This window comes from Streptomyces fructofermentans (assembly GCF_014651055.1).
In the GTDB taxonomy this organism is placed as follows: domain Bacteria; phylum Actinomycetota; class Actinomycetes; order Streptomycetales; family Streptomycetaceae; genus Streptomyces; species Streptomyces fructofermentans.
The window spans coordinates 36,751-60,706 of the sequence record NZ_BMWD01000036.1 but is presented as its reverse complement, the minus strand read 5'-3'; the positions used below and the strand labels follow the sequence as shown (position 1 = coordinate 60,706).

General features: G+C 72.1%; 19 protein-coding genes and 1 riboswitch. Of the genes, 5 read left to right on the top strand and 14 right to left on the bottom strand.

Features of this window, described 5'->3' with window-relative positions; genetic code table 11:
- Positions 1 to 117: 117 nt before the first annotated feature.
- Complete coding sequence (locus tag IE265_RS33915) at positions 118 to 2,655, top strand: ABC transporter permease (RefSeq protein ID WP_190039604.1); 2,538 nt, start codon at positions 118 to 120, stop codon at positions 2,653 to 2,655.
- 55 nt (positions 2,656 to 2,710) lie between these two features.
- Here IE265_RS33915 and IE265_RS33910 read toward each other — a convergent pair whose 3' ends face one another.
- The 8 genes from IE265_RS33910 to IE265_RS33875 all read right to left on the bottom strand — a co-directional run bounded on the left by IE265_RS33910 (position 2,711) and on the right by IE265_RS33875 (position 11,963).
- Positions 2,711 to 4,000 carry a class I SAM-dependent methyltransferase gene (locus tag IE265_RS33910; RefSeq protein WP_190039603.1) on the bottom strand — a complete coding sequence of 430 codons (1,290 nt, stop codon included), beginning with the start codon at positions 3,998 to 4,000 and terminating at the stop codon, positions 2,711 to 2,713.
- A gap of 204 nt (positions 4,001 to 4,204) precedes the next feature.
- Complete coding sequence (locus IE265_RS33905; protein WP_190039602.1) at positions 4,205 to 5,590, bottom strand: NAD(P)/FAD-dependent oxidoreductase; 1,386 nt, start codon at positions 5,588 to 5,590, stop codon at positions 4,205 to 4,207.
- 482 nt (positions 5,591 to 6,072) lie between these two features.
- A complete protein-coding gene (locus tag IE265_RS33900; RefSeq protein ID WP_190039601.1) occupies positions 6,073 to 7,014 on the bottom strand; it encodes a Ppx/GppA phosphatase family protein in 942 nt (313 codons plus the stop codon).
- A 97-nt stretch (positions 7,015 to 7,111) separates the two neighbouring features.
- Positions 7,112 to 7,633, bottom strand: a complete 522-nt coding sequence (locus tag IE265_RS33895; protein ID WP_190039600.1) for a DUF501 domain-containing protein — start codon at positions 7,631 to 7,633, stop codon at positions 7,112 to 7,114.
- A 27-nt stretch (positions 7,634 to 7,660) separates the two neighbouring features.
- Positions 7,661 to 8,137, bottom strand: a complete 477-nt coding sequence (locus IE265_RS33890) for an FtsB family cell division protein (protein ID WP_190039599.1) — start codon at positions 8,135 to 8,137, stop codon at positions 7,661 to 7,663.
- Between the two features lie 112 nt (positions 8,138 to 8,249).
- A complete protein-coding gene (eno, locus tag IE265_RS33885) occupies positions 8,250 to 9,530 on the bottom strand; it encodes a phosphopyruvate hydratase (protein ID WP_190039598.1) in 1,281 nt (426 codons plus the stop codon).
- Between the two features lie 414 nt (positions 9,531 to 9,944).
- Positions 9,945 to 10,664, bottom strand: a complete 720-nt coding sequence (locus IE265_RS33880; protein ID WP_190039597.1) for a LysM peptidoglycan-binding domain-containing protein — start codon at positions 10,662 to 10,664, stop codon at positions 9,945 to 9,947.
- Between the two features lie 4 nt (positions 10,665 to 10,668).
- Positions 10,669 to 10,841, bottom strand: a riboswitch (cyclic di-AMP (ydaO/yuaA leader).
- A gap of 201 nt (positions 10,842 to 11,042) precedes the next feature.
- Positions 11,043 to 11,963 carry a LysM peptidoglycan-binding domain-containing protein gene (locus IE265_RS33875; protein WP_190039596.1) on the bottom strand — a complete coding sequence of 307 codons (921 nt, stop codon included), beginning with the start codon at positions 11,961 to 11,963 and terminating at the stop codon, positions 11,043 to 11,045.
- 594 nt (positions 11,964 to 12,557) lie between these two features.
- On the opposite strand from IE265_RS33875, the gene IE265_RS33870 reads away from it, so the two are divergent.
- Together IE265_RS33870 and IE265_RS33865 are read left to right on the top strand one after the other, a co-directional pair.
- Positions 12,558 to 13,853 carry a cytochrome P450 family protein gene (locus IE265_RS33870; protein ID WP_190039609.1) on the top strand — a complete coding sequence of 432 codons (1,296 nt, stop codon included), beginning with the start codon at positions 12,558 to 12,560 and terminating at the stop codon, positions 13,851 to 13,853.
- Positions 13,854 to 13,887: 34 nt separating this feature from the next.
- On the top strand, positions 13,888 to 15,108 hold the full coding sequence (locus IE265_RS33865; protein WP_190039595.1) for a globin domain-containing protein: 1,221 nt from the start codon (positions 13,888 to 13,890) through the stop codon (positions 15,106 to 15,108).
- Positions 15,109 to 15,120: 12 nt separating this feature from the next.
- Here the strand turns inward: IE265_RS33865 and IE265_RS33860 are convergent, their stop codons facing one another.
- The 5 genes from IE265_RS33860 to IE265_RS33840 form a co-directional block, all read right to left on the bottom strand.
- Entirely contained in the window at positions 15,121 to 16,095 is a 975-nt protein-coding gene (locus IE265_RS33860; RefSeq protein WP_373303085.1) for a nucleoside triphosphate pyrophosphohydrolase, read from the bottom strand.
- Positions 16,096 to 16,141: 46 nt separating this feature from the next.
- Positions 16,142 to 16,789 (bottom strand): SurA N-terminal domain-containing protein, encoded by a 648-nt coding sequence (locus IE265_RS33855; RefSeq protein WP_190039593.1) that lies wholly within the window; start codon positions 16,787 to 16,789, stop codon positions 16,142 to 16,144.
- 196 nt (positions 16,790 to 16,985) lie between these two features.
- Complete coding sequence (locus IE265_RS33850) at positions 16,986 to 18,467, bottom strand: serine/threonine-protein kinase (protein ID WP_268255895.1); 1,482 nt, start codon at positions 18,465 to 18,467, stop codon at positions 16,986 to 16,988.
- A 38-nt stretch (positions 18,468 to 18,505) separates the two neighbouring features.
- Complete coding sequence (locus IE265_RS33845; RefSeq protein ID WP_190039591.1) at positions 18,506 to 19,087, bottom strand: hypothetical protein; 582 nt, start codon at positions 19,085 to 19,087, stop codon at positions 18,506 to 18,508.
- Between the two features lie 141 nt (positions 19,088 to 19,228).
- Positions 19,229 to 21,280, bottom strand: coding sequence for an N-6 DNA methylase (locus IE265_RS33840; RefSeq protein ID WP_190039608.1), 2,052 nt, complete (start codon positions 21,278 to 21,280; stop codon positions 19,229 to 19,231).
- A gap of 190 nt (positions 21,281 to 21,470) precedes the next feature.
- Here IE265_RS33840 and IE265_RS33835 point away from each other — a divergent pair, with 190 nt between their 5' ends.
- Positions 21,471 to 22,214: an Rv1352/Rv1906c domain-containing protein gene (locus IE265_RS33835; RefSeq protein WP_190039590.1), complete on the top strand. Its 744-nt coding sequence runs from the start codon at positions 21,471 to 21,473 to the stop codon at positions 22,212 to 22,214.
- Positions 22,215 to 22,366: 152 nt separating this feature from the next.
- The gene (locus tag IE265_RS33830) at positions 22,367 to 23,110 is read left to right on the top strand and encodes a hypothetical protein (protein ID WP_190039589.1); all 744 of its coding nucleotides are present in this window, start codon (positions 22,367 to 22,369) and stop codon (positions 23,108 to 23,110) included.
- 33 nt (positions 23,111 to 23,143) lie between these two features.
- On the opposite strand, the gene IE265_RS33825 is transcribed toward IE265_RS33830, so the two are convergent.
- Entirely contained in the window at positions 23,144 to 23,881 is a 738-nt protein-coding gene (locus IE265_RS33825) for a GNAT family N-acetyltransferase (protein WP_190039588.1), read from the bottom strand.
- Positions 23,882 to 23,956: the final 75 nt, after the last annotated feature.

Here is a 23,956-nt window from a genome sequence, read left to right as displayed (position 1 = left end):
CCACCCCCACTCGGCACACGCGACGCACCCCCACACCCCTCCCCCCACCCACCCACGCCCGCCCCACCCACATCCGCCCCCACCCACATCCGCCCCACCACCTGGACAGAGAAGACAATGCTCCGTACCGCCCTGCGCAACGTGCTGGCGCACAAAGCCAGGCTGCTGATGACCGTGCTCGCCGTGATGCTGGGTGTCGCGTTCGTGTCCGGCACCCTGGTCTTCACCAACACCATCTCGGACGCGTACCAGAAGAGCTCCGCGAAGGGCTTCGACCAGGTCGACGTGGCCGTCCGCCCGGACTACCGCGAGGCCGAGGGCGACCGCCTGGGCGAGGAGCCCGAACTCACCCGGGAGATCCTCGACAAGGCGGCGAGGACCCCCGGAGCCGAGTCCGCCACGGGCGTCGTGAACGGCTTCACCGCCATAGCCGGCAAGGACGGCAAGCTCATCGGCGGCGGCTTCCAGTCGCAGGGCGGCAACTACTGGGGCGACAAGGACCCCCGCTACCCGCTCACCACCGGCAGAGCCCCCAGCGGCGCGGACGAGATCGCCCTGGACTCCGAGACCGCGAAGCGCGCCGGCTACAGGGTCGGCGACACCGTACGGCTGTCGATCGACGGCCCGGTGCTCGAACCCACCATCACCGCGATCTTCCGCACGGACGACGGCAACGTCGCCGCGGGCGGCAGCCTCGCCCTCTTCGACACGGCCACCGCGCAGCGGCTCTTCCACAAGCCGGGCGCGTTCGACGAGATCGACGTCGAGGCGGCCCCCGGCACCAGCCAGACCGCCCTGCGGGCGAACCTCGACAGGACGCTCCCCAAGGACACCGTCACGACCACGACGGGCCGTCAGCTCGCCGACGACCAGGCCGCCATGATCGAGTCGTCGATGAGCGGCCTCAAGACCGGTCTCCTGGTCTTCGCGGGCATCGCCCTGTTCGTCGGCACGTTCATCATCGCCAACACCTTCACCATGCTCGTCGCCCAGCGCACGAAGGAACTCGCCCTGCTGCGCGCGGTGGGCGCCTCCCGCAGGCAGGTCACCCGCTCGGTGCTCCTGGAGGCGTTCGTCGTCGGCACGGTCGCCGCGGTGACCGGCCTGCTCGCCGGCATCGGCATCGGCGCGGGCCTGCGCGCCCTCATGGGCACGCTGGACGCCGCGGTACCGGCCGGTCCGCTGGTCGTCTCGCCCGGCACGGTCGCCACGTCCTTCGCGGTCGGCATCCTGGTCACGATGCTCGCCGCCTGGCTCCCGGGCCGCCGCGCGGCGAAGATCCCGCCAGTCGCCGCGATGAGCAGCGTGCACGCGCAGGCGACGACGAAGTCCCTGGTGCTGCGCAACACGCTCGGCGCCCTGTTCGCGGCGGCCGGTGTCGCCGTGGTGCTCCACGCCACCACGATGGACGGCTCGGACGGCCAGGCCCCGATGGGCCTCGGCGCGGTCCTGCTGATCATCGGCGTCTTCGTGCTCACGCCACTGCTCTCCCGCCCGCTGATCGCGGCGGCGGCCCCCGTGCTGCGCGTGTTCGGCGTCTCGGGCAGGCTCGCCCGCCAGAACTCGGTGCGCAACCCGCGCCGCACCGCCGCCACGGCGTCCGCCCTCATGATCGGCCTGACCCTGATCACCGGCATGACGGTCATGGCGGGCAGCCTCCAGAAGTCCATCGACAAGATGGCGACCTCCGCGCTGAAGGCCGACTACGTCGTGTCGATGGCGAACATGAACTCCCTCTCCCCCGACGTCGGCAGGAAGCTCGCGAAGGTCGACGGGGTCACCGCCACGAGTCCGCTGCGCAACGCCCCGTCCCGCATCGACGGGCGGACCGAGTTCCTGACCGGAGTCACGGGCTCCGCGATCGGCGCCCTGACGGACCTGCCGGTGTCGGACGGCTCCTTCGAGGTCGGCGGCAAGCGGGTCGTCGTCGACGAGGACACCGCGCGGGACTTCGGCTGGAAGGCCGGCTCGCGGTTCACGGTCTCGTACGAGGACGGCGCCAGGCAGCGACTGACGGTCGCCGGCGTCTACGAGGGCAACGAGCTGATCCGCGGCATCATGGTCGACACCGCGACCCTCGACCCGCACCGGGCGGACCGCACGGACCCGGCCGACATGCAGGTCATGCTGAAGACCGCCGGCGGCCCGTCCGACGCGATGAAGGACCGGCTGGAGAAGGCGCTCGGCGACAACCCGGCCGTCAAGGTCCAGGACAAGCAGGACGTCTCCGACGACATCGCGCAGATGTTCACGCTGATGCTGAACATGCTGTACGGCCTGCTGGCGATGGCCGTCGTCGTGGCCGTCCTCGGTGTCATCAACACCCTGGCCATGTCCGTCTTCGAGCGTTCGCAGGAGATCGGCATGCTCCGCGCGATCGGCCTGGAGCGCAGGGGCGTCAAGCGGATGGTCCGGCTGGAGTCCCTGGTGATCTCGCTCTTCGGCGGCGTGCTCGGCGTGGGCCTGGGCGTGTTCTTCGGCTGGGCCGCCGGTGAGCTGCTGGCGGGCCGCATGGCGACGTACGAGCTGGTCCTGCCCTGGGACCGGCTGGGCGTCTTCCTGCTGCTGGCCGCGGCCGTCGGGATCCTGGCGGCCCTGTGGCCGGCGCGCCGGGCCGCCCGCCTGAACATGCTCGCGGCGATCAAGTCCGAGTGACCGCCGTCCGCCGGGCCCGCCTCGCGCGAGGCGGGCCCGGCGGGCGGGCGGGCCCTCAGTTCCAGGTGCGGGCCCGCAGCGGCATCCCGGACGCCCCCGAGTCGGGTGTCCGCACCGCCAGCACCTGGTCGACCCCGATGCGGTTGCGCTCGAAGGCGAGCGCGGAGGCGGCCATGTAGAGGCGCCAGACGCGGGCCCGGCCGGGGCTGGTGAGCCGGACCGCCTCGGGCCAGCCCGCCTCCAGGTTGGCGACCCAGTGGCGCAGGGTGAGCCCGTAGTGCTCGCGGATCGACTCGACGTCGCGGACCTCGAACCCGGCGGTCTCCAGCTGGCTCACGGTCCTGCCGACCGGCGCCAGCTCACCGTCGGGGAAGACGTACGCGTCGATGAACTCGTCGATCTCGTACGCCGACTCGTCGCGCCGGGGGCGGCGCCCGATCTGGTGGTTCAGGAGCCTTCCGCCCGGCCGCAGCAGCGCGAACAGCGCCCGGGCGTACGCCAGGTAGCGTTCGCTGCCGACGTGCTCCGCCATGCCGATGGACGAGATCGCGTCGTACGGTCCGTCACCGACGTCGCGGTAGTCCTGGACGCGGATCTCCACCCGGTCGGTGAGTCCCTCGTCCGCGACGCGCTTGCGGGCGTACGCGGCCTGCTCCTGCGACAGCGTGACCCCGACGACGCTCGCACCGTGCTCGCGCGCGGCGTGGATGGCCATGGAGCCCCAGCCGCAGCCGACGTCGAGCAGCCTCGTGCCCGGCTTCAGGTCCAGCTTGCGGGCGATCAGTTCCAGCTTGTCGCCCTGCGCCTCCTCCAGAGTGGACTCCGGGGACTGCCAGTAGGCGCACGAGTAGACCATGGACGGTCCGAGGACCAGCTCGTAGAAGTCGTTGCCGACGTCGTAGTGGTGGCTGATCGCCCGTCTGTCGCTGCGCCTGGTGTGCAGATGGGTGCGCCTGCGGACCTCCTCGCGGGGCGGGGCGGGCGGCAGCGGCGGTCCCGCCATCCGCACCAGCCCGCGCACGGCGGCCCGTACCTCGCGGTCCGCCAGCGCCCCGCGCAGGGTCCTGGCGTCCTCGCCGCGCTCCCACACCAGCCCGGCGACCATGTCCAGGACGGCGTACAGATCGCCGTCCACCGCCAGGTCGCCCGAGACCCAGGCCCGGGCCAGCCCCAACTCCCCCGGTCTCCACAGCAGTCGGCGCAGGGCCCGGCGGTTCCGTACGACGAGTACGGGAGCCTCCGGCGGTCCTGCCTCCGAGCCGTCCCAGGCGCGAATCCGTACCGGGAGCGGTGCTCCCAGCAACTGCTCCATCAGCGCCTTCAGCCGCAGCGCCGCGTCCTGCATGCCGCACACCTCCGTGATGACGGGTTCCCACAGACTCCAGCACCACGTAAACACCAACGCGCCCGATGCGCAGTCCCGGCAGACCGTCATGTCTGGGCAAAACGATTCCTCTCCGGGTGCCGCCCGCCCGTCCGGGAACGCCGAAGGGGCTCCCCGCACCACGGATGGCGGGAAGCCCCTTCGGGACGAACGGTGACCCGGGGGTCAGGAGGCCTTGGCCTTCTCCTCCGTCTTGGCGACGGCGGCGGGCGCCGGCGCCGGCTTGGCGGCCTCGTAGAACTCCTCGCGGGGAGTCTCCATGGCGCCGAGGGAGACGACCTCGCGCTTGAGGAACATGGCGAGCGTCCAGTCCGCGAAGACACGGATCTTGCGGTTCCAGGTCGGCATCGCCATGCCGTGGTAGCCGCGGTGCATGTACCAGGCGAGGCGGCCCTTGAGCTTGATCTTCATCTTGCCCATGACGATCATCGCGACGCCCTTGTGCAGGCCGAGTCCCGCGACCGCGCCCTTGTTGGCGTGCGAGTACTCCTTCTGCGGGAAGCCCCGCAGGCCGGAGATCACGTTGTCGCCGAGGACCCGCGCCTGGCGCAGCGCGTGCTGCGCGTTCGGCGGGCACCAGGCGTTCTCGTTGCCGGCCTTGCGCCCGACGAGGTCCGGCACCTGGGCGTTGTCGCCGGCGGCCCAGATGTAGTCCGTGCCCTGCACCTGGAGCGTCGCCTGCGTGTCCACGTGGCCCCGGGGGCCGAGCGGCAGGCCGAAGCGGGAGAGCGCCGGGTTCGGCTTGACGCCGGCCGTCCACACGATGGTGTTGGAGTCGACCTCGAGGCCGTTCTTCAGCACCACGTGGCCGTCGACGCAGGAGTCCATGGAGGTGGAGAGGTAGACCTCGACCCCGCGGCCCTCCAGGTGCTCCTTGCCGTACTGGCCCAGCTTCGGGCCGACCTCGGGAAGGATCTTGTCCGCGGCGTCGACGAGGATGAAGCGCATGTCGTCGCGGGACACGCTGGTGTAGTACTTGGCCGCGTCGCGGGCCATGTCCTCCACCTCACCGATGGTCTCCGCGCCCGCGAAGCCCCCGCCCACGAAGACGAAGGTCAACGCCTTGCGGCGGACCTCCTCGTCCGTCGTGGAGTCGGCCTTGTCCAGCTGCTCGAGGACGTGGTTGCGCAGGCCGATGGCCTCCTCGATGCCCTTCATGCCGATGCCCTGCTCGGCGAGGCCGGGGATCGGGAAGGTGCGCGAGACCGCGCCCATCGCGATGACGAGGTAGTCGAAAGGCAGCTCGTACGCCTCACCCACGAGGGGGGCGATCGTGGCGACCTTGCGGTCCTGGTCGATGGTGGTGACCCGGCCGGTGAGGACCTCCGCCTTGGGCAGCACGCGTCGCAGTGGGACGACGACGTGCCGCGGGGAGATGCTGCCGGCGGCTGCTTCGGGGAGGAAGGGCTGGTAGGTCATGTACGACCGGGGGTCGACGACCGTGACGGTCGCCTCGCCGTAGCGCATCTTCTTGAGGATGCGCCGAGCTGCGTACAGGCCTACGTACCCACCGCCTACTACGAGGATCCTGGGACGCTCCGTGGTGCTCATGCCATCGAGTATCCACCCGCTCCAGGGGGGTCGCTCGTGCGCCCCTTCACAAGCTTGCCCGAGCCCTCTGCTACACTGCGCCGCTCGCGTGACCCAGGTCATGCCCGGGCGGGGGAACCAGCGCGTACCGCGGACCGTTGTCAATGCCGCGTGAGCTGCCACTCCGGACCCTGGAGCCCCCTGGACCACCCCCCGGCTTCACAGGGCCGCAACACCGCCGGAACACCCTGTTGATCATGGCCTGGACCCCCCTGGGGGCCCCGGAAGGCCTACTGGAGGAAAAACCTCGCCCAACAGGGCCCATTCTCTTGTGAAGAACTTCACGAAGTTTTCCGCGGGGGACTCGCGGAAGCCCCCCGATCGGCCCTTCGGGCACGCTCAAACGTTGTCCGACCTGCTCAGCCGAGGCTACCAGCCGGTAATCCGAGGGGGGTGCCCGTCCCGTGCCGGACGGCACCGCGGGGCCGTTTCCACGGCCGCGCCTACGCCACCGACCAGGCGATCCCGTCCAGGATGTCGTGCTCGCTCACAACGACCTCCGCCGCCCCGGTCCGCTCCATGATCGCGAGCAGTACGAGGGCTCCGGCGCCGATCACGTCGACACGGCCCGGGTGCATCGAGGGGATCGCGGCCCGCTCGGCGTGGGTCGAGGAGAGCAGCCGCCCGGTGATCTCCCGGACCCGGTCGACGGAGACCCTGGAGTGGTGGATGGCCTCGGAGTCGTACGCGGGAAGGTCCTGGGCGATGGCGGCGATCGTGGTGACCGAGCCTGCGAGGCCGACCAGAGTGCGTGCCTCGCGCAGCGGCACGGACCGCTCGGCCAGGTCCAGGGCCGCCTCGATGTCGGCACGGATCGCGGCGACCTGCTCCCCGGTCGGCGGGTCGGTGACCGCCCCGTCGCGGACCAGGTGACGCTCGGTCATCCGCACGCAGCCGATGTCCACCGAGCGCGCCGCCCGCACGCGGTCGTCGCCGACCACGAACTCGGTGGAGCCGCCGCCGATGTCCACCACGAGGTACGGCCTGTCCAGGTCGTCACGGCCCGTCAGCTCCCTGGTGGCGCCCGTGAACGAGAACTCGGCCTCCTGGTCCCCCGAGATGACCTCCGGCTCGACACCCAGGATGTCCAGCACGCCGCGTACGAACTCGTCGGGGTTCTCCGCGTCCCGGGAGGCCGAGGTCGCCACGAAGCGCAGCCGCTCGGCGCCGTGGTCCTTGACGGCGCGGGCGTACTCGCGGCAGGCCGCGAAGGTGCGCTCCAGCGCGTCGGGGGCCAGGCGGCCCGTCCGGTCGACGCCCTGGCCGAGCCGGACGATCGTCATCCGCCGGTCCAGGTCGACGAGTTCACCGGTCGCGGGGTCCGCGTCCGCGACGAGGAGGCGGATCGAGTTGGTACCGCAGTCGATGGCGGCGACGCGAGTCATGGGCTGGGGTCTCCTGTTGCGGTCGGTTCCGGTGCGGTCCTGGTGCGCCCGGCCGCCTCCCCGCCGGATCGGGGCGGGAGGGCGGACTGCGGCGGGGTCACGCCTCGGCGGGGACCACGCACGCGCCCTTGCGCCACCACTCCGGAAGCATCGCGACGGCCTCGTCGCCCAGCGGGTTGACTCCGGGCCCCGCCACCAGGGAGTGCGCCACCAGCACGTGCAGGCACTTCACGCGGTCCGGCATGCCGCCCGCGCTCGGGAAGCCCGCGAGGACCTCGATGGCGTCACGGCGGGCGATGTAGTCCTCGTGGGCCGCGCGGTAGGCGGCGGCCAGTTCGGGGTCCGTGGCGAGACGGTCCGTCATCTCCTTCATGACGCCGTTCGCCTCCAGCGTGCCGATCGCCGAGGCGGCCCGCGGGCACGTCAGGTAGTACGTCGTGGGGAAGGGTGTCCCGTCCGGCAGCCGGGGCGCCGTCTCCACGACGTCGGGCTGCCCGCACGGACAGCGGTGGACGATCGCGCGCAGTCCGCGCGGCGGTCGTCCGAGCTGCTGCTTGAAGGCCTCGACGTCCGCGTCGGTCGGCTCGGTGCGCGGGGTGGGCGGCGGGGGCGTTTCCATGCCTGTGCGTAAGTCTCTCTCGTCAGTTCACTGGTCGGAGGCGTCGGCCTTGTCGACGCCGTCCCAGACGTTGGCGTACCAGGCGCGGTCGGCCGCCGTCCGATCCGTGCGCGTCTTCTTCGCCGCGCCGGGGTCGATCACGATGTAGCCGCTCTCGCCGGGCATCACGTAGTGCAGCCGCTCCCGGATGCGCTGCTCGGCGTACGCGTCGTCCTGCCACCGCGCCTTGAGGTCGCGCAGCTGCTCGACCCGCTCGCGGGCCTGCTCACGCTGCTGTTCGACGTCGGCGATCTCGGCGCGCTGGGAGACGTACTGCCTTATGGGATAGGCCAGGGCGACGACGAGCGAGCACAGCACGAGGGCGAGCAGCGCGGCCCGGCCGGTCAGCCGGGAACGGCGGGCCTGACGCTTCGTCTGGGAGCGGTAGACGCGTGCGGCGGTCTGCTCACCGAGCAGCTTCAGCCTGGTCGCCGTCGAGAAGCGGTCCCGGTCCTTCACAGTCATCCGGCTCTCCGCCTCCCCGATCGATGCGCGCCCGTCACGTGCGTACGTCCCCGCACACGGTACGGGACCGAGTACGGGGACGTACGCAGGACGGGCTGTGCCCGGCGGAAGCTCAGCCCTTGAAGCGCGGGAACGCGCTGCGGCCGGCGTACACCGCGGCGTCGTCGAGGATCTCCTCGATGCGCAGCAGCTGGTTGTACTTGGCGACGCGCTCGGAGCGGGCCGGGGCGCCGGTCTTGATCTGGCCGCAGTTGGTGGCGACGGCGAGGTCGGCGATGGTGACGTCCTCGGTCTCGCCGGAGCGGTGGGACATCATGCACTTGAAGCCGCTGCGCTGGGCCAGCTCGACGGCGTCCAGGGTCTCGGTCAGCGAACCGATCTGGTTGACCTTGACCAGCAGGGCGTTGGCCGAGTTCTCCTCGATGCCGCGGGCCAGGCGCTCGGGGTTGGTGACGAAGAGGTCGTCGCCGACGAGCTGCACCTTGGCGCCGAGCTTCTCGGTGATGACGTTCCAGCCGGCCCAGTCGTCCTCGAACAGCGGGTCCTCGATGGAGACGAGCGGGTAGGCCGCCACGAGCTCCTCGTAGTACTCCGTCATCTCGGCGGCGGAGCGCTCCTTGCCCTCGAAGAGGTACTTGCCGTCCTTGTAGAACTCGGAGGCGGCGACGTCGAGCGCGAGGGCGACCTGCTCGCCGGGGGTGTAGCCGGCTTCCTTGATGGCCTCGAGGATGAGGTCGAGGGCCTCGCGGTTGGAGCCGAGGTTCGGGGCGAAGCCGCCCTCGTCGCCGAGTCCGGTGGCCAGACCGCGGCTCTTCAGGACCTTCTTGAGGGTGTGGTAGACCTCGGTGCCCCAGCGCAGCGCCTCGGAGAAGGACTCCGCGCCGATCGGGGCGATCATGAACTCCTGGATGTCGACGTTGGAGTCGGCGTGCGACCCACCGTTGAGGATGTTCATCATCGGGACGGGCAGCAGGTGCGCGTTCGGACCGCCGAGGTAGCGGAACAGCGGCAGGTCGCTGGCCTCGGACGCGGCGTGCGCGACGGCGAGCGAGACGCCGAGGATCGCGTTGGCGCCGAGCGAGCCCTTGTTGTCGGTCGCGTCCAGGTCGATCATCGCCTGGTCGATGAGGCGCTGCTCGGTGGCGTCGTAGCCGACGAGCTCCGGGCCGAGCTGCTCGATGACGGCGAGGACGGCCTTCTCCACGCCCTTGCCGAGGTAGCGGTTGGGGTCTCCGTCGCGGAGTTCAACCGCCTCGAAGGCACCGGTGGAGGCACCGGACGGAACGGCGGCACGACCCGTGCTGCCGTCGTCGAGGCCGACCTCGACCTCGACCGTGGGGTTGCCTCGGGAGTCCAGGATTTCCCGGGCTACGACGACGTCGATGGACGGCACGAGCATCTCCTTCTGGGATGTGATGCGGGTACACCGGACCGTGGGGCCCGGTTGCGCGCGGAACTGTGGTGGCTCCGCGACATGAGCCTAACCGCCCGGGAGGGATCGGCCAGCCGCTCGACCATCCCATGGACAGAACTGACACTACAGATTGTTCCCAACGGGAACAAATAACCGCCCACCGGGCCTGAAGTGCTTGCCGTGCACATGAAAAAGCCCCGCCCCGGTGCGTACGGGGGAACACGCACCAGGGCGGGGAGCCCGTGGGGGACGGGCGGGATGCCCTCACGGGCCTCCACTGTGGAAGACACGGATGTGAGGACACTGTGGTTCAGCCGGGTCGGCGGCGGGCCGGAACGCGCCGGCCGGGCCCGAGCGGCCGGGGGCCCGGACCGGCACACGGCCGCCGGGACGTCAGCCCAGGTGCAGCTGCTGGCCCGGGTAGATGAAGTCGGCGTCGTCGATGATGTCGTCGTTCAGCTTGAACAGCTTCGCCCAGCCGCCCTTGACGCCCTCCTTAGCGGCGATGCCGCTCAGGGTGTCGCCCTTGACGACCTTGTACTCGCCGTCGCCCTTCTTGACCTTCTTGCCGGTCGGGGTCTCGACGGTGCGCTTCGCGGCCTCGCGCGCCTGGGAACGCGAGGCGCGCTCCTCCTTCGGCTGCGCGGAGGGGGCCGCCTGCGTGCTCTGCTGCTGCTGTGCCTGCGAGGTGCTCTGGCCGGAGGAGGCCGTGGAGCCCGAGTCGGCGCCACCGTCGTAGGCGGCGTTCGACAGGCCCACGCCGCAGCTCGGCCAGGCGCCCTTGCCCTGGCCCGCGAGGACCTTCTCGGCGACGGTGATCTGCTGCGACTTGGAGGCCTGGTCGGCCGTGGAGGCGTACGCGGTGCCGCCGTACGCGGCCCAGGTGGAGGCCGAGAACTGCAGGCCGCCGTAGTAGCCGTTGCCGGTGTTGATGGACCAGTTGCCGCCGGACTCGCACTGCGCGACCGCGTCCCACTCGGAGGTGGTGGCGGCGGAGGCGCCACTGGCGCCCATCAGCGGAACGGCGACGGCGACGGTGGCGACACCGGCGAACGTGGCGATGCGGGTGGCCTTGGACGGGCGGCGGTGCTTGCCCTTGCCGGAAGACAGCATGAAGTGATCCCCTCACCGACGCCTGCGAGGTGAGCTGTCGGGTTCGGGCCGAGTGAGTTGCCCGGCCGCGCGTCCCCTTGCGGGTCGCGCGGCTTCACCCCCAGCCGCACCCGGTCGCAACGACCGGGTCCGGCACTTACCTGGGTCCCCCGCTCCTGCCTACGGCGCTTGACGCGACGACTGTTCCCGTACGGCCGTTGGCAGGACTCGGCGTGCGACCGTCGGGGCCCGCCAGTGGCGAGCGGTCACGACCGTAGACACGCGTTCCGTCGAATTTCAAAGACGATCAGGGTCCTTGAGACCCATCTCTCACTTTCACCAAACCGGACATTCAGCGCGAACTACCGCTGTTTTTCGCCCGATTCGGCGGCTTGATCACTACTTGCTCGCCGACTCCACGTCGTCCACTTCGAGGCTCTGACCGGGAAGGATGAAGTTCGGGTCGGAGCCGATGGACTCCTTGTTGTCGTCGTAGAGGCCGCCCCACCCGTCCTCCAGGTCAAGGGAGTCGGCGATGCCCCAGAGGCTGTCGCCGGAGCGGACCGTGTAGGCGCCGTCGGTGGCGATGCGGGACTCGCTGTCGCTGCGCGAGGCGTGCCGCCCGGTGTAGTCGCCGGCGCGGGACTCGGTGGCCGCCTCGTCGGCGCTGCCGCCGCGGTGGCGGCCGGAGGCGGAGGCGTCCTCGCCGGTCTCGCCCGAAGCCTCGGCCTCCCGGGAGGACTTGTCGGATTTGCCCGTGTTCGACGTGCCGACCGTGGCGGAGGTGCCGGAGCGCTCCACGCCCGCCGATCCGCTCACGGAGGTCTCACCCTCGCCGGTGGACGACTCGGACTTGTCGGACTTCGAGTCCTTCGTGCTCTTCGACGAGTCTCCGGAGCCGGTGACGTCCTCCAGGAGGCCCGTGTCGACGTCGGCCGAGTCGGAGTCCTGGGGCAGGCCCGCGACGAGGCCGCAGGTCGTCCAGGCGCCGTTGCCCTCGTCCGCGAGGATCTTCTCCGCGACGGCGATCTGCTGGGAGCGGCTGGCCTGGTCGGGGGTCGGCGCGTAGTCGAGTCCGCCGTGGGCGTCCCAGTCGTCCTGGGTCATCTGGAGGCCGCCGTAGTAGCCGTTGCCGGTGTCGGCGCTCCACGAGCCGCCGCTCTCGCATTCCGCGACCGCGTCCCAGGTCGTGCCGCTCGCGGCGCTCGCGCCACTCGCGCCGAGCAGCGGGATCGCGATGGCCGATCCGGCTACGCCCGCCGCGACGAGGAGCGCCGGGGCCTGACGGGGGCGACGGTGACGGCCGTTCCCGGAGAGCATGCGGTTGCCTTTCGCGTGACAACAAAGGGGTGCGCACTGCGACACGGCCGTCGGCCGTGCCCGTGTCCACTGCGGCCGGTGGGACCTGCCGCATTGATGGGTGAACGTATAACCACTCGAACTCTTGTCACAAGTCGATGCAGCGCAGATCACGTGAAGATCACAAAGTTGACGGAGTCTCAGCTTCCGCTGACTCCGTCCATGACGTCCGTACAGGGGTGAACTCGGCCGGAAGTGTCCGCAATCCACCCATGGCACCCTTCCGCGACCTCGCAAAACACCTGAATACGGCGCGAGTTGCGGTCACGAGGGCCAAGTCGGCGGCATTTCACCAGGTCATGACAGGTCGGCAGGAAATTCTCGGCGCCAGGTCGCCGCCACCGGCCCCGGCACCGGATGCCCCATCACGGACATCCGGCGTCAACCACCACAAGAGCCGCTCCCCGACGCCGCGGACACCGAGGCGCGGCGGCGCCCGGCGGCAACCGCCCCCGGCGCGGGACGAGGCGCGCCATCGGCGGGGAATGGCACGGTTCGGGCGCCGTCACCCCGTACGGCACCTCCCGGTACCGTCACCCCGTGAACGCACCGCACATGGAACCCGAACTCTTCACCTGGGAGTTCGCCACCGATCCCTATCCGGCGTACGCGTGGCTGCGTGAGCACTCCCCCGTGCACCGCACCACCCTGCCCAGCGGTGTCGAGGCGTGGCTCGTCACCCGGTACGCGGACGCGAAGCAGGCTCTCGCCGACCCCCGGCTGTCGAAGAACCCCGCGCACCACGCGAAGGACGCGCACGGCAAGAACAGGACGGGCATTCCGGGCGAGCGCGGCGCCAACCTGATGACGCACCTGCTCAACATCGACCCTCCGGACCACACCCGGCTGCGCCGGCTCGTCTCCAAGGCGTTCACCCCCCGGCGGATCGCCGAATTCGAGCCGCGTGTGCAGGAGTTGACCGACCGGCTCATCGACGGGTTCGCGGAGACCGGACGCGCCGACCTCATCCACGACTTCGCCTTCCCGCTCCCCATCCACGCCATCTGCGACCTGCTCGGCGTCCCCGCCGAGGACCAGGACGACTTCCGGGAGTGGGCGGGCATGATGATCCGCCACGGCGGCGGGCCGCGGGGCGGCGTCGCACGGTCGGTCAAGAGGATCCGCGCCTACCTCGCCGAACTGATCCACCGCAAGCGGGAGCTCCTGCCCGAGGTCCCAGGCCCCGGCGAGGACCTGATCTCCGGCCTCATCCGCGCCTCCGACCACGGCGAGCACCTCACCGAGAACGAGGCCGCGGCGATGTGCTTCGTCCTCCTCTTCGCCGGCTTCGAGACGACCATCAACCTCATCGGCAACGGCACCTACGCCCTGCTCCGCAACCCGGACCAGCTCGCACGGCTGCTCGGGTCACTCGCAGACGGCGCGGACGGCGGTCAGGAACTCCTCGACACCGGAATCGAGGAACTCCTGCGCTACGACGGCCCCGTGGAACTGGCCACCTGGCGGTACGCCACCGAGCCCCTCCACATCGGCGGCCGGGCCGTCGCCACCGGCGACCCCGTACTCGTGGTGCTCGCCGCCGCCGACCGCGACCCGGCCCGCTTCGACGACCCGGACACCCTCGACCTGAGCCGCCGCGACAACCAGCACCTCGGCTACGGGCACGGCATCCACTACTGCATCGGTGCACCGCTCGCCCGCCTGGAGGGCCGCACGGCGCTCGCCACGCTGCTGCGCCGCCTGCCCGACCTGCGGCTCGCCGCCGATCCGGAGGAACTGCGCTGGCGGGGCGGGCTCATCATGCGGGGGCTGCGGAACCTCCCGGTCGAGTTCACCCCACCCGCCATACCCCATTCCTCTGCGACCGTCCCGAAATCACCGGCTCCTTGACCGCGGAGCGCGTTTGCTCCCTACATTCGCGACCGTGGACCCCGACATACTCCGGACCAGCTTCGCCGTCGTCGAGAGGCGGGCCGAGTTCGCGGTCAAGTACTTCTACTCGTACCTGTTCTGGCACCACCCCGGTGTCCGCGCCCTGTTCCCCCTGGACTTCCCCGAGGACATGGAGCGCCAGCGGGACCGGCTGTTCGCCGCGCTGACGCACGTCGTGGCACGGCTGGAGGACCCGGGACTGCCCGGCTACCTGGGGGAACTGGGGCGCGACCACCGCAAGTACCTCGCGGAACCGGAGCACTACACGGCCGTCGGGGAGAGCCTGCTCGCCGCGTTCGCCGCCGTCTCGGGGTCCGCCTGGAACGCGGAGGTGGAGAAGGCCTGGGGCGAGGCGTACACGGCCGTCGCGGACGCGATGCTGGAGGGCGCGCGGCAGGCCGAGAGCGACGGGGAACCGCCCTGGTGGGAGGCCGAGGTGACCGGCCGCGTCCGCCACGGCGACAGCCTGGCCGTCCTGACCCTGCGCCCGCACCGCCCGCTCCCCTACACGGCCGGCCAGCACGTGGGCGTCTGCAGCCCCCGGCTCCCCGGCGTCTGGCGTCCGTACTCCCTCGCGAACGCTCCCCGGTCCGACCACACCGTCGATCTGCACGTGGGCCTGGTCGAGGACGGCGTCCTGTCCGACCTCCTGGTCCGCCGCACCCGCGAGGGCGACACCCTGCGGCTCGGGGCACCGGGCGGCCGGATGACCCTCGGCACGCCCGCCGAGGACCCCGTCACGTTCATCGCCGCGGGCACGGGCTGGGCCCCGGTGAAGGCCCTGCTGGAGCAACTGGCGGCCGACGGGCCGGGCCCCGCCGAGGCGCGGCTCTTCCTCGTCGCGCGGGACATCGCCCACCTCTACGACCGGGCCGCGCTCGGCGACCTGCGCACCCGGCTGCCGCAGCTCGACGTCACGGCCATCACACCGGCGCCCGGCCGCCCGAAGGAGCAGGCCACCGAACGGCTGCTGACGGCGCTGGGAAACCGCGCCAACTGGGCCCGCCACACCGTCTGCCTGGCCGGGCCGCCCCGGCTGGTCGACGAGGTCGCCGAACTCCTCCCGCTGCTCGGCGCCGACCCCGGCCGCATCCTCCACGACCCGCTCCCGCCCACCGGCGGCGGCCCGGCCCGGCCGCTGGGGCCCGGCGAGTGGCTCCTGCACCGGCCGCGTCCGCACTGGCACCGTCCGTCGGCCCGCGCCCCGGACTGACCGGGGCGCCCGTCAGGCCTCGGTCGCCCTGATCGCGTCCCGGTAGGCCCGCGCGGCCACCCGCAGCGCCGCCTCGGGGTCCACGCCCTGCTCCTCCGCCCGCGCGGCCAGGGCCAGCAGCTCGTAGCCGACGCCCTCCCCGCGGGGCAGGGGCACCTCGATGCCCGCCGTGCGCGCGCGGGACGCCAGCTTGGCGGCGAGTGCCAGGCCCGGCTGTCCGAGCGGCACGCCGTCCGTCACCGAGGCGCGCCGCTTCTCCTCGGCCTTGGTCCGCAGCCAGTGCTCCTTGACCTCCTCGGGGGTCGAGGCGGTCGCGTCGCCGAAGACGTGCGGGTGGCGGTGGATCAGCTTGGTGACGATGCCGCCCGCCACGTCGTCGATGGAGAAGGGCTCAGTCTCGTCCTCCTCGGCGATCCGCGCGTGGAAGACGACCTGGAGGAGGACGTCCCCCAGTTCTTCGCGCAGTTCGTCCCGGTCGCCCTCCTCGATGGCCTCGACGAGTTCGTACGCCTCCTCCAGCCCGTACTTCGCCAGGCCCTCGTGGGTCTGCCGGGACGACCACGGGCACTCGGCACGGATGCGGTCCATGACCTGGACGAGGTCGAGCAGCCGGGCGCCCGGCAGGTCGTACGAGGCGGGGAGCAGTTCGAGGTCCGGCATGGAGACGCGGCCGGAGCCCGCCAGCCGGGCCAGGCCGTCGGTCAGGCGCGGTTCGCCCTCGCCGGTCGCGACGACCACGACCGTGCGCCCGCCGGCACAGCTGGCGACCAGCTCCTGGGCGTCCGGCCCGGCCTCGTCGACACGCACGCCCGCCTCGCGCAGATACGGGAGCTGGGGGTGGGCGCCGTCCGCGCACAGGACGCGGTCGGCACCGCGCAGCGCCTGCCAGGCGGGCCAGGACAGGAGTCCGGGCGCGACGCGGTGGCTGGTGGTCAGCAGGACGATGCGCCCGGGGCTCGATGCGTTCACGCACCGAACGTAACCCACGCCGCCGGCAACGACGGAGGCGGCCGTCCGGCCCGCGCAGCGCGCGCTACGCCGTCCCGCGGCTTCCCGCCGCCGTCACCTCGCGCACCCACGGCAGTTCGGTGTCGACACGGCTGCTCTTCTCGACGTCCCAGGTGCCGTAGCGCGGATTGAGGTCCACGCCCAGCTTCCTCGACGCGTCGGACAACGCCTTCCAGAACGCCGGCTGGCTGGTCTCGGTGCCGAGCGCCGTGGCGAGCTTCTGGGCCTCGATCTGGGTGCGGAGGTTGTCGTCGAGCCGCTCGGGGGCCACTCCGTACTGCTGGAGCCAGGCCACCTCCAGCGCCTTCGCGTCGCCCGCCTGCTGCTCCAGACCGGTACGGGCCTCCTGGATCTCCTTGCGGGAGACGCTCACGCCCGCGTCCTCGGCGGCCTGGTGCAGGACGCGGTCGAGGACCATGCCGTGCAGGGTGTCACGGGTCAGGCCGCCGGACTTGGCGATGGCCTGCTCGTACTGCGCGTCTCCCGTGGTGGCGGCCCGCTGCGCGGTCCGTACCTCGTTCACCCGGTTCTCCAGTTGGGAGACCGTGATGCGGTCGTCGCCGACGACGGCCGCGGCACCGGGGTGCGCGTCGTTGCCGCAGGCGGCCAGCAGGGGGGCCGCGGTGACGAGCGCGGCGGAGAGGAGGAGCGCGGTGCGACGGCGGCGGTGCAAGGAAACCTCCTGAGGAGCTTGTGCGACAGTGCACAAAGTCTTGCGGTGATCGATGGTAGGCAGTGGCCCAGCTCTCGGCCACCCATTCGACCCAACGATTCGCCAGGAGTTCGGGCACCGCCGTTCCGCCGTCTCCACCCTCACGCCGCACACGGGCCCCCGGCGGTGTCCGCCGGGGGCCCGTGGAGGCGTGCGGTCAGCCCCGGACCTGCCCCAGCCACTGGAGGGTCCGGGCGATCTCCGCGACCAGCGGATGCCCGGGACCGCGGAGCCGTTCGGCGTCGTAGCGCAGGCGCGCCAGCGTGTCGTGCGCCGCGGCGCGGTCGCCGAGGGCGAGCAGCAGGTGCCCGATGCGGCGGCGCACCTCGAACGACAGCTCCGCGTCCTGGGCGACGTACTGGTTCTCGTAGTACGGCAGCAGGGCCCGGTACTCGGCGAGGGCGGCCGCCGGTTCGCCGAGCTGCTCCAGGCACTGGGCCGCCTCGTAGCGGAAGCGCAGGGACTGCGGGTCGGCCTGGCCCGCCTCGGCGGCGCGCTCGTCGGACAGGCGGCGCAGTTCGGGCAGGGCGCGGCGGTACTGGCCGTCGTCCATGAGCGTGGCCGCGTACTGCTTGCGCAGGGTCCGCACCACGGGTGAGTGCTCGCCGTGCTGGGCGGCGGCCGCCGGCAGGATCGCGCCGAGGATGTCGACGGCCTGGGTGATGCGGCCCTCGCCGAGGAGCCGCTTGACCTCGTCGACCGCGCCCACCACGTCGGGCTTCTCGACGGCCGGGGCGGCCTGGGGCTGCGGCGCGGGGGTGCGGGCACGGTCCGGCCAGGGCGCGTGCGGCCGCAGGAAGGGACGCGTGGGGTCGAGGGGGCCGCCGGACGGGACGCCGCGCGCGGGAAGCAGCGGGAGGAGCTGCTCGTACGTCTCCTGGGCGGAGTCCGGGCGGTGCTGCGGGTCCTTGGAGAGCAGCCGCAGCACGAGTGCCTCCAGGGCCTCGGGCACCTCGGGGCGCAGCCTGCGGACCGGCAGCGGCGGTTCGTAGAGGTGGCGGTGGAGCACGCCGAGCGCGGTGGAGCCCGAGAACGGCACGTCACCGCTGAGGAGTTCGTGCATCAGCACGCCGAGCGCGTACAGGTCGGTGTACGGGCCGACCGCGCCGCCCATCGCCTGCTCGGGCGCCATGTAGGCGGGCGAGCCGATGGGGGAGCCGGTGTGCGTGAGCCGGGTCGTGTCGGTGTCCATCACCGAGGCCACGCCGAGGTCGAGCACGGTGACGGTGCCGTCCTGCTTGACCATCACGTTCCGCGGCTTGAGGTCGCGGTGGACGATCGGGACGGCATGGACGGCGGAGAGCACCGCGCACAGCTGCGCGGCCACCGAGACGGCCCACTGCCAGGGGTAGGGGTCGTGCTCGGCGAGGTGGTCGGAGAGGTCGGCCCCGTCGACGTACTGCATGACGAGGAACAGCTCCTCGCCCTCACTGCCCGCGTCGTGCACGGTGACCAGGCCGGGGTGGTCGACCTGGGCGGTGACCCGGCACTCGCGGACGAAGCGGCGGCGCAGCTCGTCGGCCTCCTGGCCGGCGACCTTGTCGGGGCGCAGCAGCTTGACGGCGACGCGCCGGTCGAGGCGTTTGTCGTAGGCGGTCCACACCTGGCCCATGCCGCCCTGCCCGATGAGCGTGGACAGTTCGTACCGGTCGGCGATCACGCGTCCTGACGCCACGGTCACCTGTCGTCCTCGTGCTTGCGCAGGTAGTCGCTCAGTTCGTCGAGCTCGGCGCGCACCTGGTCGATGCGCGCGGGCGCGGGGCGCTGCGGCGGCGGCACCGGGGTCGAGGGCTGCGGTATCGGGGTCATGGGCGGCACCGGCGTCTGCTGGGCCGTCGAGCCGGCGTACGGCTGCTGCGGATACCCGTAGACGGGCGGCGCGGGGTGGTGGTGGAGCGGGGCGTGCCCCGCGTAACGGGCCGCGTGGAAGTGGCGGATGTCCACCGCGAGGTAGTACGCGATCGCGGGCACGAGCAGGCCGAGCAGCAGGGCGAGGCCCGTCCAGCCCCCGGTGGTGTGGATCTCCTCGCCGGGCTCCGTGCCGATCAGGACGAAGCCGAGGACCTCGGCCGCGAACGTGGCCACGAACAGGCCCCAGTCGAGCGACTTGCGCGTCACGATCGCCAGCCGCAGCATCATGGCCCAGCCGAGCAGACCGAAGCTGCACACCGACAGCACCACGAAGAGCACGCGCAGGAAGACCAGCAACCCGGTCGGGGGTGGCGGCTTCAGCGGCTGCGCCTGGCCGTGGCCTTGCATGGTTGCTCCTGGAGACCTGATGGGGACGGACGGGGACGGACGTGCGAGTGCGGAGTCCGAGCGTATAGGCCGACGAGGACAACTGGTCCCGGGTTGTACCGAACCGTTGCCGTGCTGATCACGACACGTGCCCCAGGGGCCTCAGCCGGGCGCGACCGTGCCGTCCGTCAGGCCGTCGTACATCCCGCGCACCAACTGCTCGCCCAGGCGGCCCGCGAGCCGGATCGCCTCCTCGAACTCGGCCAGGGCGCGGAACCGTTCGCCGTAGACGCGCTGCTGGTCCAGCGGCAGCCGCGGCAGTTGGAGGCGGCGCACGTCGAGCCGGGTCGCGGTGGAGGCGTAGCTGCTGGCCTGGCGGTTGTTGGCGGTGCCGCGCAGGAAGCCGGCGAGGAACCACGCGTCGAGCGCGGCCGGATCGGGGCGCAGCAGGGCGAGGTTGCGGCCGAGGGCGGCGCCCGCGGTGGCGCCGTCGACGACGCGGGCGACGGAGCCGCCGCCGAGCACGGGGACGACGACGTCGCCGGACTCGATGATCACCGGCTCGTCGTCGCTCTCGGGCAGCGTTCCGGAGGGAGCGCTTCCGGAGAGCACGTCGTGGTCGGTGAGGACGGGTACGCGCGCCTGGCCGCCGCTTCCTCCGGTACGGAGCAGGAGGGCGCCGCCGCGCGCGAGTTCACCGACCGTGGTCAGCGGCCAGCGGGTGGGCCGGCGCGGATCGGCGGCCGGCGGGGTGAGGTCGCCGGTCAGCCGCAGGGTCTCGCCCAGGTGCTCGCGCACGTTAGCGAGCTGTTCGGTCCCGCCGGCCGCGGGCGGCGGCAGATGGCGCGCGGGTGCCAGGTCGACGTCGTCGTCGAGGAGTTCGATGACGGGCACCGAGCGGCTCAGGCCCGGTTGCTCCGCCGCCGTGCCCGTGCGGTCGAAGGGCCGCCAGGCGTCGAGGACCGCGGTGCGCACGCCCTGCCAGTCGAGGTCGTCGCGGCTGTCCGCTGCGAACGCCCCCGTGTCGGCGAGCAGCACCTCGGGGTGCGCCGGATGACCGGTGGCGGCGGGCCGCCGCAGCACCCACAGGTGCAGCGGGATGTTGTACGGGGGTGCGGCCCCCGGAGGCAGCGCGATCACCGCGCGCAGGGCGCCGCGGCGCAGCAGGTCGGCGCGGATGCGGCGGCCCGAGCGGCGTGAGGCGGCGGCCGGGGGCATCAGGAGGACGGCCACGCCGCCGTCCGCGAGTCGGGCCAGCGCGTGCTGCACCCAGGCGAGTTCGGACTCGGTGCGGGCCGGGAATCCGTACTCCCAGCGGGGGTCGTACGCGAGTTCGTCGTGGCCCCAGTTGCGCTCGTTGAACGGCGGGTGGCACAGGACGGCGTCGGCCCGCAGTGCCGGATACGCGTCGGCGCGCAGGCTGTCGGCGGCGGCCGTGCGCACGGTGGCCCTCGTGTGCAGCCCGAGGCGCAGCGCCGTGAGGGCGGCGAGTTCGGGGCTGCTGTCCTGGCCGTGCAGGTGCGGGTTCCCCGCGGTCCCGTTGGCCTGCGCCGCGGCCACGGCACGGAGCAGGCCGCCGGTGCCGCAGGCCGGGTCGAGCGCGGAACGCGCCGGTCCGGCGAGATCGGCCATGAGGGAGGCCAGGCCGGTCGGGGTGAGCGTGTACTGACGCGGGTTGGCGTCGAGGTGGCGGCCCAGCAGGAACTCGTACGTCCTGCGGGTTCCGAGTTCGGACGCGAGTTCCACGGCGCCGCGCAGCAGCGGCGCGGACGCCAGCAGCCGGGCGGTGGTCGGTGTCTCGACGGCACGCTCGCGACCGGTTCCGAAGCGCGGGGTGAGGACCTGGTCGAGGGGGCCGGGCAGCCGTTCCGCGAGCCGGGCGTCGGAGCCCGCGCCCAGTTCGAGCCAGACCGTGGGCCGGTCGTGGACGAGGAGCAGGACGCAGCCGACGTGGACGAGGGCGGTGACCGGCCCCTCGGGGTGGCCCGCGAGTTGCTGCCAGACGCGCTCGCGCAGGGGCACCTCGGCGAGTTTGCCCTGGTTGCGCAGCCAGTCCTCCACGTCGGTGAGCGCGAAGGACGGGCTGGTCTCGGTACCTCCGACGGGTTTGGGGAAGTCGGCGTGCCGGCGCCGCCAGTTGCTGACCGCGGCACGGCCCACCCCGGCCAACCGGGCGATTCCGGCCGCGGTGACCTCTGTCCCGTTCTCCTGCACCCGTCGGCTCCCCTCGTCCCGCTGTGTGGCGTCGAGCATACCGACGTACGCAAGTGCCCCCTATTCACGGCCGTGTACACACTCGATCCCGTGAACCGTGTTGACTCGGTTCACAAGCTCTGCTGTGATTGACCCATCGGACGAGGGGCCGCCGAGGAGCGCGGCTTCCGTCCCGGGGGAGGGAACCGCCATGGGCGCCAAGGGGAAGATCGTGCTGGGAGTCGTCGCGGGCGTCGTCGTCATCGGCGCCGTGTCGGCGAACTCGAACGGCTCGAACGGCTCGAAGCACGGCGGGAGCACGGCCGCGAAGGGCTCGTCCGCCTCCGCCGAGCGCGGCTCCGGGTCCGGTTCCAAGTCGAAGGACGGGGCCGGGGCCGGGGCCGGGACCAAGTCGAAGGACAAGTCCGCCACCAAGGCCGACACGCCCAGGAAGAAGGCCGCGCTCGCGGGCGACGGCGACTTCCAGGTCGGTACCGACATCAAGCCGGGGACCTACCGGACCACGGGCAACACCGACTCCCTGTGCTACTGGGAGCGTGCCAAGGACGCCTCGGGCGAAATGGACTCGATCATCGCCAACGACAACGTCACCGGCACGAGTTACGTGACGATCCAGGCCGGCGACAAGCTCTTCAAGTCCAGCGGCTGCGGGGACTGGGAGGCCGTCGGGACGAAGGCCTCCGGCACGCCGGCCACGCGGATGGAGGGCGACGGCGGGATGCACAGAGTGGGCGGCGACATCGCCCCCGGCACCTACCGGTCGACCGGCAACTCCGACGGCCTGTGCTACTGGGAGCGCTCCAAGGACGCCTCGCACTCCCTCGACTCGATCATCGCGAACAACAACGTGTCCGGCACGGCCGTCGTGACGATCGCCCCCGGTGACACGTACTTCAAGACCTCGGGCTGCGAGGACTGGAAGAAGACCGGCTGACGCCGCCCCCACCGGCCCCGCGCGCGGCCGCACCCCGCCGCACCTCTCCCGCGGCCCTCCGCGCCGTCCCCGCTGCCGCTCCAACGCCTCTGCACCTCTGCACCTCTGCACCTCTGCACCCGACACCTCGACACCTCAAGGAATGAATCGTCATGCGCCGTACCGCACTTGCCGCTCTCTGCCTCGCCGCCGCGGCCACCGCCACGCTCACCGGCTGCCTGCCCGGTGACGACAAGGCGGACAGCAAGCCGAAGGGCCCGTTCGCCGGGCAGACCGGCGGCGAGATCGCCGACCGGGCCGTGAAGGCCACCTCGAACGCCAAGTCGCTGCGGATGAAGGGCGACATCCAGGACGACGGCAGCCGCGTCGGCATCGACATGGCCCTCGACAAGAAGGGCCACTGCGCCGGCACGATCAGCGCCGGGGGCGAGGGCAAGGCCGACCTCGTCAAGACCGGGGACACCCTCTACATGCGGTACGACGAGAAGTTCCTGCGGGCGCAGGGCGAGGGCGACTCCGCCGAGGAGACCGACGGCGTGGTGGCACTGCTGGCCGGCAAGTGGACCAAGATGTCCGCGACCGGCTCCGACGCCGACGACATCGCGGAGTTCTGCGACCTCGGCACCGTGCTCGGCGAGTTCGACGACGTCAGCTCCGACGCGCGGCGCGGCAGGACGACCACCGTCGACGGTGTTCCGGCGATCGTCCTGCACGAGAAGGACGGCAAGGACACCTACACGCTGTACGTCGCCACCGAGGGCAAGCCCTACCTGCTGAAGGTCGTCAGCAAGTCCGCCAAGGACCCGGGCACGGTCACCTTCGGCGACTTCGACGAGCCGGTCCCCGCCGAGAAGCCCAAGGGCAAGATCCTCGACCTGGACGAGCTGGGCGGCTGACCCCCCGGAGCCCGACGGGACCGGGGGCCGGCCTCACAGGGTGTGCCGCACCCACACGCTGGGCTCCACGTACACCGCGTATCCCCGGTCCGGCTCGCAGTGCACGGGGACCAGCGCCCCGGGCACCTCGACCAGGCCCTCCTCGTCGAACGGCAGCCTCGTCCACGCCCGCCACTCGTCGAGCGACGCGGCGACGCTCATCGACGCCGGGGCCACCCCCTCGATGCGCCCGCCCGCCCTGACGTGGACCCGCAGCCACGGGTCGTGCGGCAGCCCGTCGTCCCGCGTGCGGAACGCGTACTCCTCCATCGGCGTGCGCGGTTCACGGTGCTTCGCGCTCGGGCGCACCGGGGCGACGACCTCGCGGAAGCCGCGCGCCCGGGCGTTGTCCCGCATCGCCGAGAGCATCCGGGCCGACAGGCCGGTGCCCTGGACGGGCGGCGCGACGACGACCGAGATCGCGCTCACCGTGTCGGGCCGCAGGCCCCGGCGCAGGTCGCCGAACGCCCACACCAGCACCTCGTCCCAGCCCCGCGCCGGCAGCTCGCCCCCGGCCCCGAGGGCGAAGGGCACGCTGTACGCGTGGGCGACGACCTCACCGCGCTCGTTCTCCGCGAACAGCACGTACTCCGGCAGTTCGGCGGCGATACGGGCGTAGTGCGCGTTGCCCACGAGGTCGTTGCGCAGGAACTCCGGCCAGGTGTCGGCCATTCCCGTCACCCGCCCGTGCATCTCCGGGCGTTCGGCGAGGCTCGCTACCTTCAGCTCCATGCGGGACACCGTAGGCGGCGGCCCCGCCCTCGCGGAACCCGTTTGCCGGTGGCCGAACCCCACCGCTCCCGGCCG